The organism is Sphingobium sp. FW305-3-2-15-F-TSA7 (assembly GCF_058787155.1).
The window spans coordinates 44,742-59,911 of record NZ_JBYSZM010000043.1 but is presented as its reverse complement, the minus strand read 5'-3'; the positions used below and the strand labels follow the sequence as shown (position 1 = coordinate 59,911).

At 62.3% G+C, this 15,170-nt stretch carries 12 protein-coding genes; 9 read left to right on the top strand and 3 right to left on the bottom strand.

Translation table 11 applies throughout. The features are described from left to right. Positions 1–580: 580 nt before the first annotated feature. A protein-coding gene (locus tag AC3WN8_RS26415; RefSeq protein WP_492672495.1) for an IS5 family transposase occupies positions 581–1,344 on the top strand; the annotation gives its coding sequence in 2 pieces (ribosomal slippage) (positions 581–887 and positions 887–1,344; 765 coding nt in all). A gap of 296 nt (positions 1,345–1,640) precedes the next feature. Here AC3WN8_RS26415 and AC3WN8_RS26410 read toward each other — a convergent pair. Then, positions 1,641–2,237: a TetR/AcrR family transcriptional regulator gene (locus tag AC3WN8_RS26410; RefSeq protein WP_492672494.1), complete on the bottom strand. Its 597-nt coding sequence runs from the start codon at positions 2,235–2,237 to the stop codon at positions 1,641–1,643. Between the two features lie 141 nt (positions 2,238–2,378). Between AC3WN8_RS26410 and AC3WN8_RS26405 the strand changes: the two genes are divergently transcribed. The 7 genes from AC3WN8_RS26405 (at position 2,379) to AC3WN8_RS26375 (ending at position 12,106) form a co-directional block, all read left to right on the top strand. Beyond that, positions 2,379–4,622, top strand: a complete 2,244-nt coding sequence (locus AC3WN8_RS26405) for a TonB-dependent receptor (protein WP_492672493.1) — start codon at positions 2,379–2,381, stop codon at positions 4,620–4,622. 7 nt (positions 4,623–4,629) lie between these two features. Then, entirely contained in the window at positions 4,630–6,612 is a 1,983-nt protein-coding gene (locus AC3WN8_RS26400) for a S9 family peptidase (protein WP_492672492.1), read from the top strand. Between the two features lie 23 nt (positions 6,613–6,635). After that, positions 6,636–7,160 (top strand): hypothetical protein, encoded by a 525-nt coding sequence (locus AC3WN8_RS26395; protein WP_492672491.1) that lies wholly within the window; start codon positions 6,636–6,638, stop codon positions 7,158–7,160. 391 nt (positions 7,161–7,551) lie between these two features. Continuing rightward, positions 7,552–9,225 carry an alpha/beta hydrolase family protein gene (locus AC3WN8_RS26390; protein WP_492672490.1) on the top strand — a complete coding sequence of 558 codons (1,674 nt, stop codon included), beginning with the start codon at positions 7,552–7,554 and terminating at the stop codon, positions 9,223–9,225. 310 nt (positions 9,226–9,535) lie between these two features. Beyond that, the gene (locus AC3WN8_RS26385) at positions 9,536–10,981 is read left to right on the top strand and encodes a linalool dehydratase/isomerase domain-containing protein (RefSeq protein WP_492672489.1); all 1,446 of its coding nucleotides are present in this window, start codon (positions 9,536–9,538) and stop codon (positions 10,979–10,981) included. Beyond that, positions 10,978–11,499 (top strand): SCO family protein, encoded by a 522-nt coding sequence (locus AC3WN8_RS26380; protein ID WP_492672488.1) that lies wholly within the window; start codon positions 10,978–10,980, stop codon positions 11,497–11,499. Before AC3WN8_RS26385 ends, AC3WN8_RS26380 begins: the two co-directional genes overlap by 4 nt. Before the next feature lie 40 nt (positions 11,500–11,539). Continuing rightward, positions 11,540–12,106, top strand: coding sequence for a hypothetical protein (locus AC3WN8_RS26375; protein WP_492672487.1), 567 nt, complete (start codon positions 11,540–11,542; stop codon positions 12,104–12,106). Positions 12,107–12,488: 382 nt separating this feature from the next. On the opposite strand, the gene AC3WN8_RS26370 is transcribed toward AC3WN8_RS26375, so the two are convergent. Together AC3WN8_RS26370 and AC3WN8_RS26365 are read right to left on the bottom strand one after the other, a co-directional pair. Beyond that, the gene (locus tag AC3WN8_RS26370) at positions 12,489–13,187 is read right to left on the bottom strand and encodes a S1 family peptidase (RefSeq protein WP_492672486.1); all 699 of its coding nucleotides are present in this window, start codon (positions 13,185–13,187) and stop codon (positions 12,489–12,491) included. 253 nt (positions 13,188–13,440) lie between these two features. Next, the gene (locus AC3WN8_RS26365; RefSeq protein ID WP_492672485.1) at positions 13,441–14,163 is read right to left on the bottom strand and encodes a M23 family metallopeptidase; all 723 of its coding nucleotides are present in this window, start codon (positions 14,161–14,163) and stop codon (positions 13,441–13,443) included. Between the two features lie 163 nt (positions 14,164–14,326). Between AC3WN8_RS26365 and AC3WN8_RS26360 the strand changes: the two genes are divergently transcribed. After that, positions 14,327–15,133 (top strand): aldolase/citrate lyase family protein, encoded by an 807-nt coding sequence (locus tag AC3WN8_RS26360; RefSeq protein WP_492672484.1) that lies wholly within the window; start codon positions 14,327–14,329, stop codon positions 15,131–15,133. Positions 15,134–15,170 lie beyond the last annotated feature (37 nt).

The window sequence follows — 15,170 nt, the reverse complement described above, 5'->3', positions numbered from 1 at the left end:
CCCCCCCACTCATGCGGCGAAGCTGCGGTCGATCGTATGCGTCGCGCCCGCGGTCCGGGGGCGGCGTGGTCCGGCGAGATGGAGCGCCAAGCTCGCAACCGCGTCGGCAGCAAGCATCTGGACCGATCAACAGTGATCGTAAACTTACAGGATTGAAATATCTCTGTTCATTTTTGTAAGTGGTCTGCTTGGCGCACTCGCCAGCTCTCGTCTCTGCAGCCGTAATCGGCAGATCGCGACTACCTTTGGCCTGTCCAAGGAAGCAGTTCCGGCGCCCGAATCGTGTCGAGGCTCGCCACTCCAAAATGGCCGGTTTCGGACCGGCCTCTTTTAGAGGATGGCGAGCATGAGGCGCACATTAGGCCGTGAACTCATAAACCGTTGAGGCTTTGATTGCGGTCGCCAGAACGCGAATGTAGTGTGAGCCGGTCCAGACGGGCGCTGCGAGCGGCGGTGCGTGAACAACTCTGGAGGGGAATAGCGGATCGCTGGGTGGTCGCGCGCGTCCTTGCGATCGAAGGTAATAAGTCCTCCAGAGACCCCTCTTTCGCGTTTTGGTGGTTTGTGATTCAGCATCGGTATGAGCCGATATGATCTGACCGACTTCGAGTGGCGCGTGATCGAACTGCTGTTGCCCAACAAGCCGCGAGGCGTGCCACGCGCCGATGATCGGCGGGTGCTGAACGGCATCTTCTGGGTGTTGCGATCCGGTGCGCCGTGGCGCGACCTGCCGGAGCGCTATGGCCCACGCACAACTTGCTACAACCGGTTCGTGCGATGGCGAAAGGCCGGGGTATGGGATCGGATGATGGATGCCATTACCGCCGCGTACGACGGTGGCATCCAGATGATCGACAGCACCTCCGTTCGCGCCCAGCAGGCCGCGACGGCAAAAAGGGGGATCGAGATCCTGGTCTCGGTCGATCCCGAGGCAGGCTCACGACTAAAATCCATGCGGTCGTTGATGCGCAAGGACTCCCGGTCCGGCTCGGCCTGACCGCTGGCCAAACACATGACGGTCAGGTCGCCGATGAACTACTCAATCATCTGGGACCGCGTATGATCGTCCTTGCGGACAAGGCCTATGATGCGGATCGCATCCGCACGTTGATCGAGGAACAGGGCGCGACGCCCAACATCCCGGCGAAATCCAATCGAAAATGGAAGCCTTGCTTCAGCAAGCGGCTGTATCGCGAGCGCAACCTGATCGAACGGTTCTTCTCTAAGCTGAAGCACTTCCGCCGTGTCGCCACCCGTTATGACAAGCTGGCCGAGAACTTCCTCGCCATGGTCCAGCTTGCATCAATGCGCCTGTGGCTCCGCGCTTATGAGTCTACGGCCTAGCGAACGCGCGCGTTTCAATCTCGACCGACCTGCATTTTTTCCGTTGCGGACGCTTCTGTTGATTTGCAGGTCAGTCGCCGCTCATTTTGTTTCGGAGCCATTCCGCGGCGAGCGCGCGCCCCCTCCACAAGGTGCGACCTTCCGAAGCCTTGAGCAGTCGCTCGGTTGAAGGAGGGATATAATTCCTCTTTCCTGCCGTCGAACCCAGTCCGCATCATATGGTGCGCGAACAACCGGTAATCTGCTTAACAGAATCCGTTCGGAGCCATCGAACGGCGGTCGGAAACATTCCCGGATTACGAATTTGCGCCAGTCCAGACCATCCGGGCCAGAGTGGCCTGAAATTCGGCTTGCGAGCCGGCCCCCTGCGACAGCTCCGCAATCGACATGCCCATCACTGACGCGCTGATAAATTGGGCTAGCGCATCAGCAGCAATATCGGAGCGCAGCTTTCCGTCCACCTGATGTGCATGGACCGCTTGCGCCACGACGGCAGCAACCTGATCGGCAGACTCCTTGAAAGCCAGCCTCGCCGCGGCATTTCGTGTCGAATAGGCGAGAAGCTCGATATAAACCTCCATGGGGATGCCTCGTGCGGCGATCGCCTTGGCCGAATTGGTCTGGATATCGATCAGCGCCTTGAGCAGGTCAGGAGCATCCGAGAGATTCCGAAGAAAATCATCCCGGGCGGCGTGCGCATAGACGATGAGGTCGTGCATCAGTCCGTCGCGCGACTTGAAATAATAATAGAGCTTGCCCGGGCTAACCTTTGCCGCAGCAGCGATATCATCCGTCGTTGTGCTGTGGACACCCTTACGAGCGAAGCACTTCAACGCCGCTCGAATAATCCGTTCACGCTGCTCTTCGACATTCGCCGGATCGACTTTTCGCATCATTCACTCCGATAACCTGCCAGTGCTCATAGCGATTTTAGCCTGCGCCAAAAAGCACCTTGACAACGATTGTGCAAATTTAATAATTCGAGCGCTCGCTCAGTTAAAGAGCTGAGTCGTTTGAGGTGAGGGAGAGCTGAGATGCGATTGAGCGGGGCCATCAAGTTGATCGATCAACAACCATCGAGGTTCGAGCGCCGGAACCGGGCACTTAAGGCCGCGCTGGCATCGTCGGCCTTAACATCCGCGCTCCTTCTTTCTCAGCCGGCGAGCGCCCAGGACACGCCGGAACAACAGCCTGTCGAAGACATCGTCGTCACGGCCCAGAAGCGCGAGGAATCGATCCGCGACGTTCCGCAGTCACTCGTCGTTGTGAAGGGTGAGACGTTGACGAGCCGGGGAATTCAGCAGGTCGAAGACCTCACCGCTCAATTTCCGGGGGTCACCACCTATAATTTTGGTGGCGCCGGCCAGAGCCAGATCAACATTCGGGGCATCTCGCTCGGCTTCGATACCGCCGCAACGGTCGCGACCTATATCGACGATGTGCCGTTCGGCTCCGGGTCGGCCTATTCTGGCCTGTCACAAATCGGCCTCGAACTCGGCACATTCGATGTCCAGCGCGTCGAACTCTTGCGAGGGCCGCAAGGGACGCTCTACGGCGCCAGCGCTCTCGGCGGACTACTCAAATATGTGCTGACACCGCCCGATCTTTCCAGCGCGACCGGTGTAGCGCAAATCGAAGGTACAACGAGCAGCCGCGCCCAGATCTACGCGATCCGCGGAGCCGTGAATGTACCGCTCGTCGCCGACAAGCTGGCGATCCGCATCACGGGTCTCCACGCCCATGACGATGGAGACGTCGACAATGTGGCACGTGCCGAGCGCCGCATCGATCGGCACGACAAGCAGGTCGGTCGCTTCTCGCTTGCCTTCACCCCGACCGACCGGCTGACGCTCCAGGCCACCGCGCTCATTCAAAGGCTTGACCGCGATGGCTCCAGCGAAGTCTATTATGATCGGGTAACCGGCAAGCCTGTGTATGGCGACTTCACGAACTTCCAACCGGAAGCGTCCAGCTTCAACCAGAAGGCCGAGCTCTATTCGCTGGGCGGAGAATATGATCTCGGACCGGCGACGCTCCAGGCTACGGTCGGCCGCCAGCGCCTGGTCAACGATATCGTCCAGGATGCGAGCGAGGCTTATCCCGCGATCTTCGGCGCCTTCTTCCCCATCGACTCCGCTTCGATCACCTCTCGGCTATCACTGCACAAGACGACTGCAGAGGTGAAGATTGCCTCGAGCGGCAGGCGCACCCTCGAATATATCGTCGGCCTCTACTATACCGACGAGGACATCTCAAAATATCAGCGGCTCGCCGGCTTCTCCGGCGGGACCGAACTCCCCTTCGCCATCGGCGAGTTCGACCTCCCGGCAACCTATCGCGAGATCGCCGGCTACGCCAACGCGACCTATCATTTCACGAGCCGGTTCGATGCCACCATCGGCCTGCGGCTGAGCCGCAACAGCCAAACGTTCGAGCAGATCGGCAGCGGCCTGCTCGGCACGTCCAATCCCGGCTCGTCCGCGAAAGACACCGTGGTCACCTATCTCGGCACGATGCGCTACCATTTCTCGGACGAGAATATGATCTATGCCCGGGTGTCGAGCGGCTATCGGCCTGGCGGTCCCAATCTCGTCATCTCCGACCCTGTCACCGGGCTGCCGCTGGGTGCGAGCACCTTCGACCCGGACACGATCTGGAACTACGAACTGGGCGTCAAGCTGCAGCCGGCGGCATGGCTGACCACTGACATTTCAGCGTTCCGTATCGACTGGTCGAAGATCCAGCTCGGCACGATCGTCAACGGCATCGGCGTCTTCGCGAACGGGGCGACCGCCCGTAGCCAAGGCGTCGAGTTCGCTTTCAATGCCCGGCCGACCGCTGGCTGGACGACCAGCCTGTCTGGCGCGTGGATCGATGCCAAGCTGACCGCCCCCGCGCCCGATGTCAGCGGTCGCGACGGCGAGCGCCTGCCGAATTCCCCCCGCTGGTCCCTGACCGCCGCCACCGACTACCGCATCTTCGAACGCGGCGATCTCAAGGGTTCGATCGGCGCGAGCTGGCGATATCTCGGCAGGCGCAGCGCGAGCTTCGACGCCAGTCTGAGCATGCCGCAATATACTCTCCCGGCCTTCAACACATTCGACCTCCGCTCGTCGCTCGCGACCGATCGCTGGTCGCTCGACTTCTACGTTCGAAATATCTTCGACAAACGCGGCCAGCTGTCGGCGACGACCAGCTTCGCCTTCGCTGGTGGTCCCGCCCGTGTCTCGGTCAATCGCCCGCGTACCTTCGGTGCCGTGCTGACCACGCATTTTTGATCAGATCATGGATATCGACATGACCCAGCTGAAACCTGTGCGCGCTGGCAACCACCATGATCAGTTGATGCCCCAGGATGTGCTCGCGCTGCGTTTCGTGCGCGACGCGCGCCTGTCTCCCGACGGATGCCAAGCTGCTACGATAGTCTCCCGCCCGGATGTCGCGACCGATGGCGAGTTTTTCGAACTCATCCTGGTCGATACGCAGAGCAAAGCGCAGACACCTCTCGTCGTCGGGGATGTCCGGGCAAATGGCCCGGCCTGGTCCCCCGACGGCACGAAGCTCGCCTATATCCGCGTCGACAACGGGCCGCCGCGGATCTGCATCCACGATTTCACCAATGATGACCTGCGTGAGATCGCTGTCTCCAACGGCATGCCGCAGCCCCCGCTCGCATGGTCGCCCCAAGGCGATCGACTGGCGGCCACGATCGTTTCGATCAAGCCGCCAACCTCCGGCCTGCACCGCATCACGAAGCCGGGCTATCGTGTCGAAGGCATCGGCTTCGTCGATGGGATCAGCCAACGGATCGATATCCTGGATCTCGCCAGCGGAACGATCGACTGCGTGACATCGGGGCTCGGTAATTGTTCGCAACCCGAATTCAGTCCTTCGGGAGATCGCCTGCTATTCGGCGCGATCGAAGGTGCCGCCAAGCCCGGCGGCGGCAGTGGGCCGCTGCCGCACATCCTCGATTTCGCCGACGGCCGAGTGACGAAGGTCCTAGAAGATGGTTGGTTCGTCGCGGCGACGACCTGGCTACCCGATGGCAAGAGTCTTCTGCTCTTCGGCGCCTATCGTTCCAAGATCACGGTGCCGGTCCCGGTGCTTTACACATTCGATCTCGAGACGCGTGCCCATGTGTGCCGGACCCCCGGCCTGGATGCCCAAATCGGCATGCGCGTCCATGAAGACACGCCCGTCTGGGAAATTTCCTTCACCCGCGGTGTCGAGGTGATCGACGAGAACACGGCGTTCGCCACCGTCCAGGTCGGCGGAGAAACCCAGATCTGGCGGATCGCACTCAAGGGAGAACCGCAGCTGGTCCCGCTTGTCTCAGGCAATCGCTCCTGCCTGTTGCTCGGGGCCACCACCTATGCGCTTCTTTTCCTCGCTAGCGACGCCCATCGTCCCGGCGACCTGTACTTGTCCCGGTTGCCGTCGCGCGACGAGGCACGGTTGACGGCATTCAACGACAAGGTCCTCGACAGCTGGCCAAAGCTGACGATCCGGCATCTGCCGGTCGTGAGCCCGGATGGACTCGAGTTCGATGCCTGGTTCCTTGCCCGGCAGGATACCCAAGGGCCGCTGCCCACGATTATGTTCATTCACGGAGGCCCCTTCCTCGCGGCGGGTCACGCCTTCCGGTACGACTTCCATATGCTCGTTTCACGCGGCTGGGGGGTGGTCTTCGCCAATTTCCGTGGCTCGGCGGGCTATGGCGAGGCGTTTCAACGGAAGATCATGGGCGACTGGGGCAGCAAGGGCTTCCCCGATCATATGGCCGTGGCGGATGCTGTCGTCGCCAGCGGCTTGGCCGACCCCGAGAGGCTCGGCGTATGGGGGCCGTCCCATGGCGGCTTCGCGACAGCCTGGATCGTGGGCCACAGCCATCGCTTCCGCGCTGCGGTCGCAGAGGCCTCGGTGACGAACTATTCGAGCCTCTACTATCTGAGCGACGCCGGCGAGGCCTTCGCCTCTGACCTCGGTGGCTTGCCGCACGAGATCCCCGATGTCTTCCGGTCGCGATCGCCAATCACCTACGCGCATCGCTGCACGACGCCGACGCTGCTGCTGCATGGCGAGGAGGACTATCGCTGCCCCATAGCCGAGGCGGAGCAGTTTTTCCGCGTCCTGATCGACGTTGGATGCACCACCGAGCTCGTGCGGATCCCACGTTGCAACCACATGGGCGATTCCCACGGCCCGCTCAGCGCTCGCGTCGGCCAGAACGAAGCGCTGCTCGACTGGTTCGAGCGCTTTCTCTGACCTCAGCAAAGGACGAGAGGATGATGTCCAAGATGAAGGTGCGGGTCACGTCGACGCATCATGTTGCCGTGCCCTTCGACTGCCCGGTGGCAGCGATATGGGAGGATATCGTCATCGGCCTCGGCCACGGCAAAAGGTTCGAGGCGCAAGGCTATTGCGTGGCGCCGCTCGACGACGACCCCGCCGCCTATTTGGGCGGATATCGAATGTGGCGGGAGGGAGCCGACGATCCCGATGAACGCCGCACCTATGTCACCGAACGTGACAACGAGGCCCGGCGGCTGAGCCTGTGCGCTTATTATCTTGGCGAGCACGCGCACGGCACCGTCGTCAACGCGACCTATTCAGCGGTCGGCGGCGGGCAGACCAGCTACTATCATATCGACTGCCACGGCACCCGGGATCTCGAAATCGATCGGGGCACGTCCGCAGTCGAAGTTGCCGCGATGATGGCCCAGTCGCAGCACGATATGGACCATCATCTCAAGTCCGCGCTGGAAGCACAGAAGCCCATACTCGAGTCGAGCGCCGGGCAGCCCGTCGGCTGATCACCTTTCGAGATAAGAACTCACCCCTGTGGCACCGCCCCTCGAGTGCGCTGGAGAACCCCGCATGCAAGTCGATTTCCGTTCCCATCCGCTATTCCAGGAAGCCGAGACCCGCACACGGTCATGGCTGCGCCCTAGCACCGGCGAGACCAGTACGCTCAGCCAACTGGCGACCAGCCCGGATGGACGCAGGGCGGCCGCAGCCGCGTGGGTCTGCGACAAACTCGAGGGCGCGCCGTCGACCAGGATCGCACTGGTCGACGTCGCCACCGGCGACCTCGATATCGTCACCACCGGACCGCGATCGGACAGTATGCCGAAATGGTCTCCCGATGGTCGAACGCTGGCTTTCCTGTCGGACCGCGAGCAGGCCTATATCAACCGCCTCCGATTGCTCGATGTCGACAGCCGGACCGATCGGCCCACGCCCGAAATCGAGGGCTTCATCGAATATCTCGACTGGTCACCCGATGGCACGGCTTTGCTGCTCGGCGTTGCCGCCTATGGCTCGGAACTCGCCGGTGCCCAAGGCGCGCGCGCCGTCGACCTCGACAGTGCATCCGGCGAGCGGCCGGCCTGGGCTCCCGCCGTCGAAGGCGCGCCGGAAGCGACGCCTTGGCGCAGCCTGTGGGTCTATGACCTTGCCAGCAATTCCGTGAGACGGGTTACGGCTGACGGGGTCAACATCTGGCAGGGCGTGTGGTGCGGCTGCGATCATGTCGCCGCCATCTGTTCCGATCGACCGGAAGAAACCTGGTGGTATTCGGCAGACGTACGCCTCATCGCGATCCAAGACGGATCGGCGCGCGCGCTTTTCCAGCCCGCGGACCAGCTCGGCCTCATCACCGCGACGTCATCCGGAAAGACCATCGCTGTTGTCGAGGCCGTCTGCAGCGACCGGAACATCATCGCCGGCGATCTGCGACTGATCGACACCGGGAGCGGCGCGATCTCGCGACCTTCCAGCCTCGGTGCCGACATCGTGCAATTGCATTGGCGTGGCGAGGAACAACTTCTGTTTGTCGCAGGCAACGGCCTTGATACGGTGATCGGGCTGCTGGACCGGGCGAACGAACGGAGCCGCGAGATCTGGCGTGCCCGCGAGCGCTCGCCATCCGGGACCTATTTCCCAGAGGTCTCCCCGCTCGGCAATCATCCCGAAGACATGCTGTTCCTCTGCGAAGCTTTTTTCGAGGCGCCGACCCTGACCGCCTTCGAGCGGGGGGAAGAACGCCGGGTCCGACAGTTTGGCACGCCCGAGACCGCCGCAGCCGTCGATGGACTCGGTTCGGCACGCGACTTCTGCTGGACGGCCCCCGACGGTCTCGAAATCCAGGGCTGGCTGCTCACGCCACCTGGTCCCGGCCCTCATCCGGTGATCATGCAGGTTCATGGCGGTCCCGTCGCATATTATCGCCCTGTCTATATCGGCCGGTCCGCTTTGCCCCAGATGGCGCTGGCGGCGGGATATGCCTTGTTCCAGCCCAATCCGCGCGGATCGAGTGGCCGCGGACAGGATTTTGCCCGGCTGGTCTTCGGCGATATGGGCGGTGGCGACACGCACGACTATCTATCCGGTCTCGATGCCCTTCAGGACGCCGGCATTATCGATCCCCAGCGTATCGGCGTGACCGGCGGCAGCTACGGCGGCTACATCAGCGCCTGGCTGATCACCCAGGACCAGCGGTTCGCCGCCTCGGTGCCGGTGGCGCCGGTCACGAACTGGGTCAGCGAGCATCTGACCTGCAACGTCCCCACTTTCGCGGAGACGTTCTTGAAGGACCAGCTCAGCAACCCGACGGGCAAATATTTCACGCGCAGCCCGATACATTATGTGGATCGGGTGAGGACGCCGACCCTGAACATCTGCGGTGCGCTAGACAAAATAACCCCACCTGGCCAGGCGCTCGAGTTTCACCGCGCCCTGCAAGGCGTCGGAATTGAAAGCGCCTTGGTCACCTATCCCCACGAAGGCCATGGCGTCCGCTCAATGCCGACGATCTTCGACTATGTCGCCCGTGTCATGGCGTGGTTCCACATTCACATGCCGCCGAGCCATAGATAGCGATCATTGCTTCTCGCCTGAATCAGTCAAGATGATCTCGCAGCAAGACCGAGTTTGAATGCAGACAAATAAGGATCGCGGATCCACCTGCTTCGTAACTTGCAGTAGATTTTAACGAGAGTATTGCATCATGGAACATCGCCAAGCGATTTCGGAAGCCTCTTCACCAACCATCGGCACCATTGCGGAAAAAGACCCGTCGCGACCGTCGCCACGCCGTGAAGCGGGATTGTCCGCCCTCGACGAGCAACAACGCGGTCACCTGCGGCATATCCGCAATCTGGCCTCCCTGCCCAGTAACGATTGGTCGATGATGGCGGCGGCACGCCCGATGCAGGAGGATTTCGGCGCCTATCGGTATCAGCTCGGCTATATGTTCATGGCCGTGGCGATGGCCCACCGCCATCGGCTGCCGGCAGCACCGGGCGTCTTCCAGCCGATCATGGATCAACTGATCGGCAAAATGCTGTCTCCGGAGGTCTGGACCTATTGGCGGAACACAAGCTCGGGCGGAAACCCGGATTTTCCCGACATGCCGCAGCCCGTCCAGACCACTGATCCCGTGGCGAAGGATAACATCATGTACAGCGGCTATCTTCACGCGATGACGCTGATGTACCATTATATGTTCGATGACGCGAAATATGCGGAACCCGGCGCTATCAGCTTCCGCCTGAAACCGATGTTCTGGGGCGGCGAAGGCTACCGCTTCGACTATGACGAAAAGTCACTGAACGATCACATCTACTGGCAAAGCGCCCAGAGCGGCTTTCTGGGTGTCGCGTGCGAACCGGGGCTGATCTTCCAAGTCTGCAATCAGGTACCAATAATCGGCTTTCGGATGCACGATTTACTGTACGGCACGACCCTGGCGTCCGACGTGAGCGCCGCATATCGCCAGGCTTGGCAGGATTTCGGCATCCTCACTGAGGACGGCCATTATAATTTCATGGTGCTTGACTGGCGGCGGGAGGCTGTGCCTGGGAAGCTCGATCCCGCGATATCTCCGCGCCTTCCCGTATGGGATGGCTGGTGCGGTACGCTGATGCACAGCTGGAACGGCGACTTTGTCGAAGAGCAATATTATCGGAGCATCGACAGGTTCATCGAGCGCCGCGGCAATTCCGAAGTCGCCATCCGCGTGAACGATGCCGTGCTCAATGATGCCCTCGCCCCAGACCAAGGGGTTACGAGCTTTGCTCATTTCGGGTGGCTTGCCGCCTGGGCAGCCGAAATCGGCGACGAGGCGGTCCGCGATGGCCTACTGGCGACGGCAGACCGTGTCATGCGCCCGACCTGGCGCGATGGCGGGCTTTATTATCCGCGCGAGGATCGCCCTTTGGACGACGATGGCAATTATCGCATGATGGATCCGCTTACGGGCAATGCCCTGCTGGCGTTCGCGCGGCTATGCCCTCCGGGCGGCCTCAAGACGCTCTACGAGGAGCAGTGGTCCAGCGATCGCTTCGCACAACCGGCGCTGCGCGAGGTCAATCCGGAGATCGACGTCTGCGCGGCCTTCGTCGATCCCGCGGACAATCACCTCCATTTCACGCTCGCTCCACCGTGCGGGTCGCCATCGGCCACAGCCGACATCCTGATCGGACCGTTCGAAGCCGGTGTCGATCGCGCGGCGGTTTGCGCCGCACTCACCGAAGACGGGGTTTCCCTGATATCCGAGGGAACGGCCATGATCCGCCTGAACGGTCGCATCGACCGATCGAGAAGCTTCCGTGTCCTGGCGTCGGTCCAGTGAGCGGGGAAAAGCCGCACGAGCGGGTCGTGCGCCCGCAGGTCACCGTAGGTGGCGGTTTCAAGCTGGTCGACCATTTTGGAGCGGCCGTGACCGAGCGATCCTGGCGAGGCTGCTATCTTCTCATCTTCTTCGGCTTCACCCATTGCAAGGTCGTCTGCCCTCGCGCCCTGGCCAAGCTCAGCATTGTCCTCGATCTCCTCGGCGACAATGCCGCTCGGTTGCAACCACTCTATGTCACGGTCGATCCCGAGCGCGATACGCCAGAGCGGATGCGGGATTTTCTGGGCACCTATCCTCGATTTACGGGGCTTACCGGTTCGATCGATGCCATCGAGCGCATGAAAGCAGCCTATCGCGTCTTTGCCAAGCGACGGGCCGTAGAGCAGGGCGACTATGACATGCCGCATTCCGCGATCACTTATCTCATGGCACCCGACGGATCGCTCGCCGCACATTTCGTCGATGCCCTCGATGCCGCCATGATTGCCGCGCGGATCGATGCCGCGATCAGCGATTGATCGATCGCCGACACGGCGGCGACGGCTCTGGACTTCGAGCATGCACCAGCATCCCCCCTGTTGCATCGCGATGATCGGCGACACTGCCCGGGATATATCGCCGGGCCATCGCGCGCGGAGGTTGTCCACCATGCCGGACGCGGTCGCTACCCCCCGCTTTTGTCTGCCGACCGTAGCGAAGCGAGTTCTCGCCCTGATCCTGCCGATGATAGGGTTGTGGATAGACGGTAGCGCGGCCTTCCTCGCCTTCGGCAAAATTTGCAGCGGCGCGGCCGGTCCGCAGCTACCGTCGCTGGTGCAGCATTTCGTCATGCTCCCGGGATCGACGATTTGCATGGCGGTCGGGGCCTGCATATGGGCGCTCACCCAGGATTGCCTCGGTTGGACGATCCTGTCCTTTCTAGGCCGAATGACCATAGCCACTGCTTATTTCGCGATCATGTTGCTCGCCATGAACCTAGGAAGCGAATGGTCACGGACAAGCGCTTCGGCATCCCCGGATATGATCGCAGCAAGCGCGTTGATCTCGATGACGATCTTCTGCCTGCTTGTGGATGCTGGGGCGCGATCCCGTCAGGGCATCGTCGTTGCCGCTATCAACGCCTAGCCGTCGTTCAGCCGGTCCGGGTGGACCGGCCGGTGTCGACCAGACCCGGCCATACCGAAATATTCACTGAACGACTGCTCCCAACAAAAGTCGGCGTCCGCGCGGCGGGAAATAGACTAGCGGCAGCCGCCTCAAAGCCGATCGTAGTGCGGCGACGAGGCCGGACCTAATTGCCGAGGTGCGAAAGGCGCGACGGATTTCATTGCTTGAGCCACTCCTGTAGCATGCTCAGATGGATGGCTAGCTGACGTCCCTCGCCGGGGCCCCCTTTTGTGAATTATCCCGACTACGCGAGCATTAGCATCGAGAATCGGTCCGCCCGACATGCCTTTAGTCAGCATCTGGCTCACTTCGATTTTGCGGACGCCGGACTGCGGAGTGATCAGGCTGACGAAACCGGGGCGATGGTTGAGCCGGTCGCCCGGCCCCAATGGGGATAGCCGACAGCGGTGACGGGATCGCCGACTAGCAGCGGCGTAGTCGCGACGTCGAGCTCGAAATATTCGGTCGCGGGGATGGTGCTAGTGTCGAGTATCGCCAGGTCGCGATGGTCGTGACGCTTGAGTACCTTCGCCGAAAAGGTCGTCGTGTGCTTGGATGGGTGGAGGATCTCGACCTCGCTCAGGCCGTTCACGCAATGGGCCACAGTCACCAGGCCGACGCCCTTGAGAAAGGAGGCGCTACCATATTGGTCGATGTGATCGACCACCCAGACTGAGCGGTCGCGCCGCTCCTCCGCCGTCGGGACGAGCGTGATCGGCGTGCCGCCGAAGCTCTTGTTGTAGCGCAGCACGAACGCACGCACGACGAGATCAGTCGCACCCTTGAGATGGCTTACAGAGGCGATTTTGCCGCGCAGATGCGCGGCAAGCGCGCCCTTGCCTCCGAGGCCGGTGAACTTGGGCTGTGCGTCGGCCAGGCCCAGCGTCTCGATCGAGTGGAGGAGCGCGCGGATGTAGCGGCGATCGACATTGAGGCCGGCATTGATTTTGACGCCGGTGACCATGCGCCGCGAGTTGCGGTCGGCATAATGGGCCTTGTCGAGGCGGAGCAGGTCGGTATCGAGCCGGTAGCAAATCATGTCCCAAGCTCGGACTTTCGCTGTGCCTGCCGGCATTCCGAAAGAACGGCAGCTTCCGGGATCAACAATCTGGTCGGCGAACGGCTATAATGAGGCGCAAAGCTGCCATTCTCCGTTTGCCAAGGAGGGTCAGACGGCTACCTCCGGCAAGATACAATATCGGCGTTCCCGAGAACGCGGGAACGACATGAGATGAGTTGAACCAGCGGGCTCAGGCGACAGATGAGCCTCATAATCTGGCTCAATTCCACCCCTAAGGACGAACGCCCTTTGCGACCGCCTCTGGCTGCGCATTGACCTGACGCGCACGCGCAAACGCCGATACGAAGGGCTTCGCCGGCACGGTCCGCATCATCGGGCGCTGCGGCGCGTCATCGCCCAGATGCGGCAGCGGGTCGATCGCGGTGCCATTTTCCCGCATCTCGAAATGCAGATGGCTGCCGGTCGATCGTCCCGTCGATCCCATCAGCGCGATCACCTGCCCCTGCCGCACCATCGCGCGCTCGCCCACCAGGATCCGGGAAAGATGCGCGTAACGCGTGCGGATACCGCCCAAATGCGCGATCTCGATCATATTGCCATAGCCGCCGGCACTGCCGGCATAGCGGACCTCGCCATCGGCCGACGCCAGCACCGGCGTGCCCAGCGGCGCCGGAATATCGACGCCCGCATGCCGGGCATGGCCGCCGCGCAGCGGATCGCTGCGCGGGCCGAAGCGCGACGACAGATGCGGCAGGTCGATCGGGCGCGAGCGCTGAGGCGCAGGCCGCGACTCCGGCGTCGCTTCCGGTGCGTCGGCGGACCAGTCCATCATCCGCTGCCGGAATGCCGAACCGTCGCCGGACGGCAGGACGGACTCCGCATGACCCCCGGATTTCTGCGGTTCGCTGGCGATGGACGACGTCGCGGCGGTGAGCGTGATCGCCACGATCGAGGCCAGACGAAACACATGCATTGGCGCATTGAGCTTGAGCATGGGGGCAGGTTCTTAGCGCTTCGGCAGCCGTCACGGAAGCGTCCGTCCCGAAAAAGCGGCATCCCACGAGCATATCACCGAAAAGTGAACGATCGATTGCGGGATCGGCGAAGGGGCTCCGTCTTACGTTCGATTGTAACCGAGTACTTCAGGGAGAACCGCCTTGACCCCCACCGAACGCCGTATGCTCGACATGCTCAAAAAGGGCCGCGACCGCCATGGCATGGTCGCGGTGAAGGCCGAGTTCGAAGCGGAAGGCACCCGCCCCGACGAGTTCCTCCGCCTGCTCGAACTCGCCCATCGCGCCGATCTGAAGGTCGCGCTCAAGATCGGCGGCTGCGAAGCAATTTCGGACCTGCATGCATCCAAGCTCTACGGGGTCGACTATATCATCGCGCCGATGGTCGAGACCGCCTATGCGCTCACCAAATTCGTCGAGGCCAAGACGAAGACGCATGGCGATACCGGCCATACCACCCAGTTCCTGTTCAACCTGGAAACCGAAGCGACGCTGCGCAACCTGGACGAGATCCTGCCCGTCGCCCGCGCCGGAGTGGACGGCATCGTCTTCGGCCGCGTCGATTTCACGCTGTCGCGCGGATTGCAGCGCAAGGCGATCAACGATCGCCAGATCACCGACGCCGTGCTGAAGGTCGCGCGCGCCTGCGCCGACGCCGATCTCGAACTGGTGGTCGGCGGTTCGGTCGCGCCCGAGGCGCTGCCGGCGCTGCGCGAGATCCGGCGCGTGCGGCTCGACCGGTTCGAAACGCGCAAGATCGTCTTCGACGGCGCCGTCGCCGAGAGCGACGGCTTCAACGAGGCGGTCGCCGGCGCGATCGCGTTCGAACTCGATTGGCTGGAGAACAAGCGCGATTATTACCGCGAGATCGCCGAGGAGGATGGCGCCCGCATCCGCATGATGCGCGAGCGTTCGGCCGGCCGGGCGCCGCTCGCCAGCGTGGCGGCCTGACCGATCCATGGCCGGGGGCGGCCTGGCTCCGCCCCCT

What these genes read in the sequence shown, in the direction of transcription:
- AC3WN8_RS26395 (WP_492672491.1), top strand. Translation starts at nt 6,636, where the DNA reads ATGTCCAAGATGAAGGTGCGGGTCACGTCGACGCATCATGTTGCCGTG.
- AC3WN8_RS26410 (WP_492672494.1), bottom strand. Translation starts at nt 2,237, where the DNA reads ATGCGAAAAGTCGATCCGGCGAATGTCGAAGAGCAGCGTGAACGGATT.
- AC3WN8_RS26385 (WP_492672489.1), top strand. Translation starts at nt 9,536, where the DNA reads ATGATGGCGGCGGCACGCCCGATGCAGGAGGATTTCGGCGCCTATCGG.
- AC3WN8_RS26400 (WP_492672492.1), top strand. Translation starts at nt 4,630, where the DNA reads ATGGATATCGACATGACCCAGCTGAAACCTGTGCGCGCTGGCAACCAC.
- AC3WN8_RS26365 (WP_492672485.1), bottom strand. Translation starts at nt 14,163, where the DNA reads ATGCTCAAGCTCAATGCGCCAATGCATGTGTTTCGTCTGGCCTCGATC.
- AC3WN8_RS26370 (WP_492672486.1), bottom strand. Translation starts at nt 13,187, where the DNA reads ATGATTTGCTACCGGCTCGATACCGACCTGCTCCGCCTCGACAAGGCC.
- AC3WN8_RS26405 (WP_492672493.1), top strand. Translation starts at nt 2,379, where the DNA reads ATGCGATTGAGCGGGGCCATCAAGTTGATCGATCAACAACCATCGAGG.
- AC3WN8_RS26375 (WP_492672487.1), top strand. Translation starts at nt 11,540, where the DNA reads ATGCACCAGCATCCCCCCTGTTGCATCGCGATGATCGGCGACACTGCC.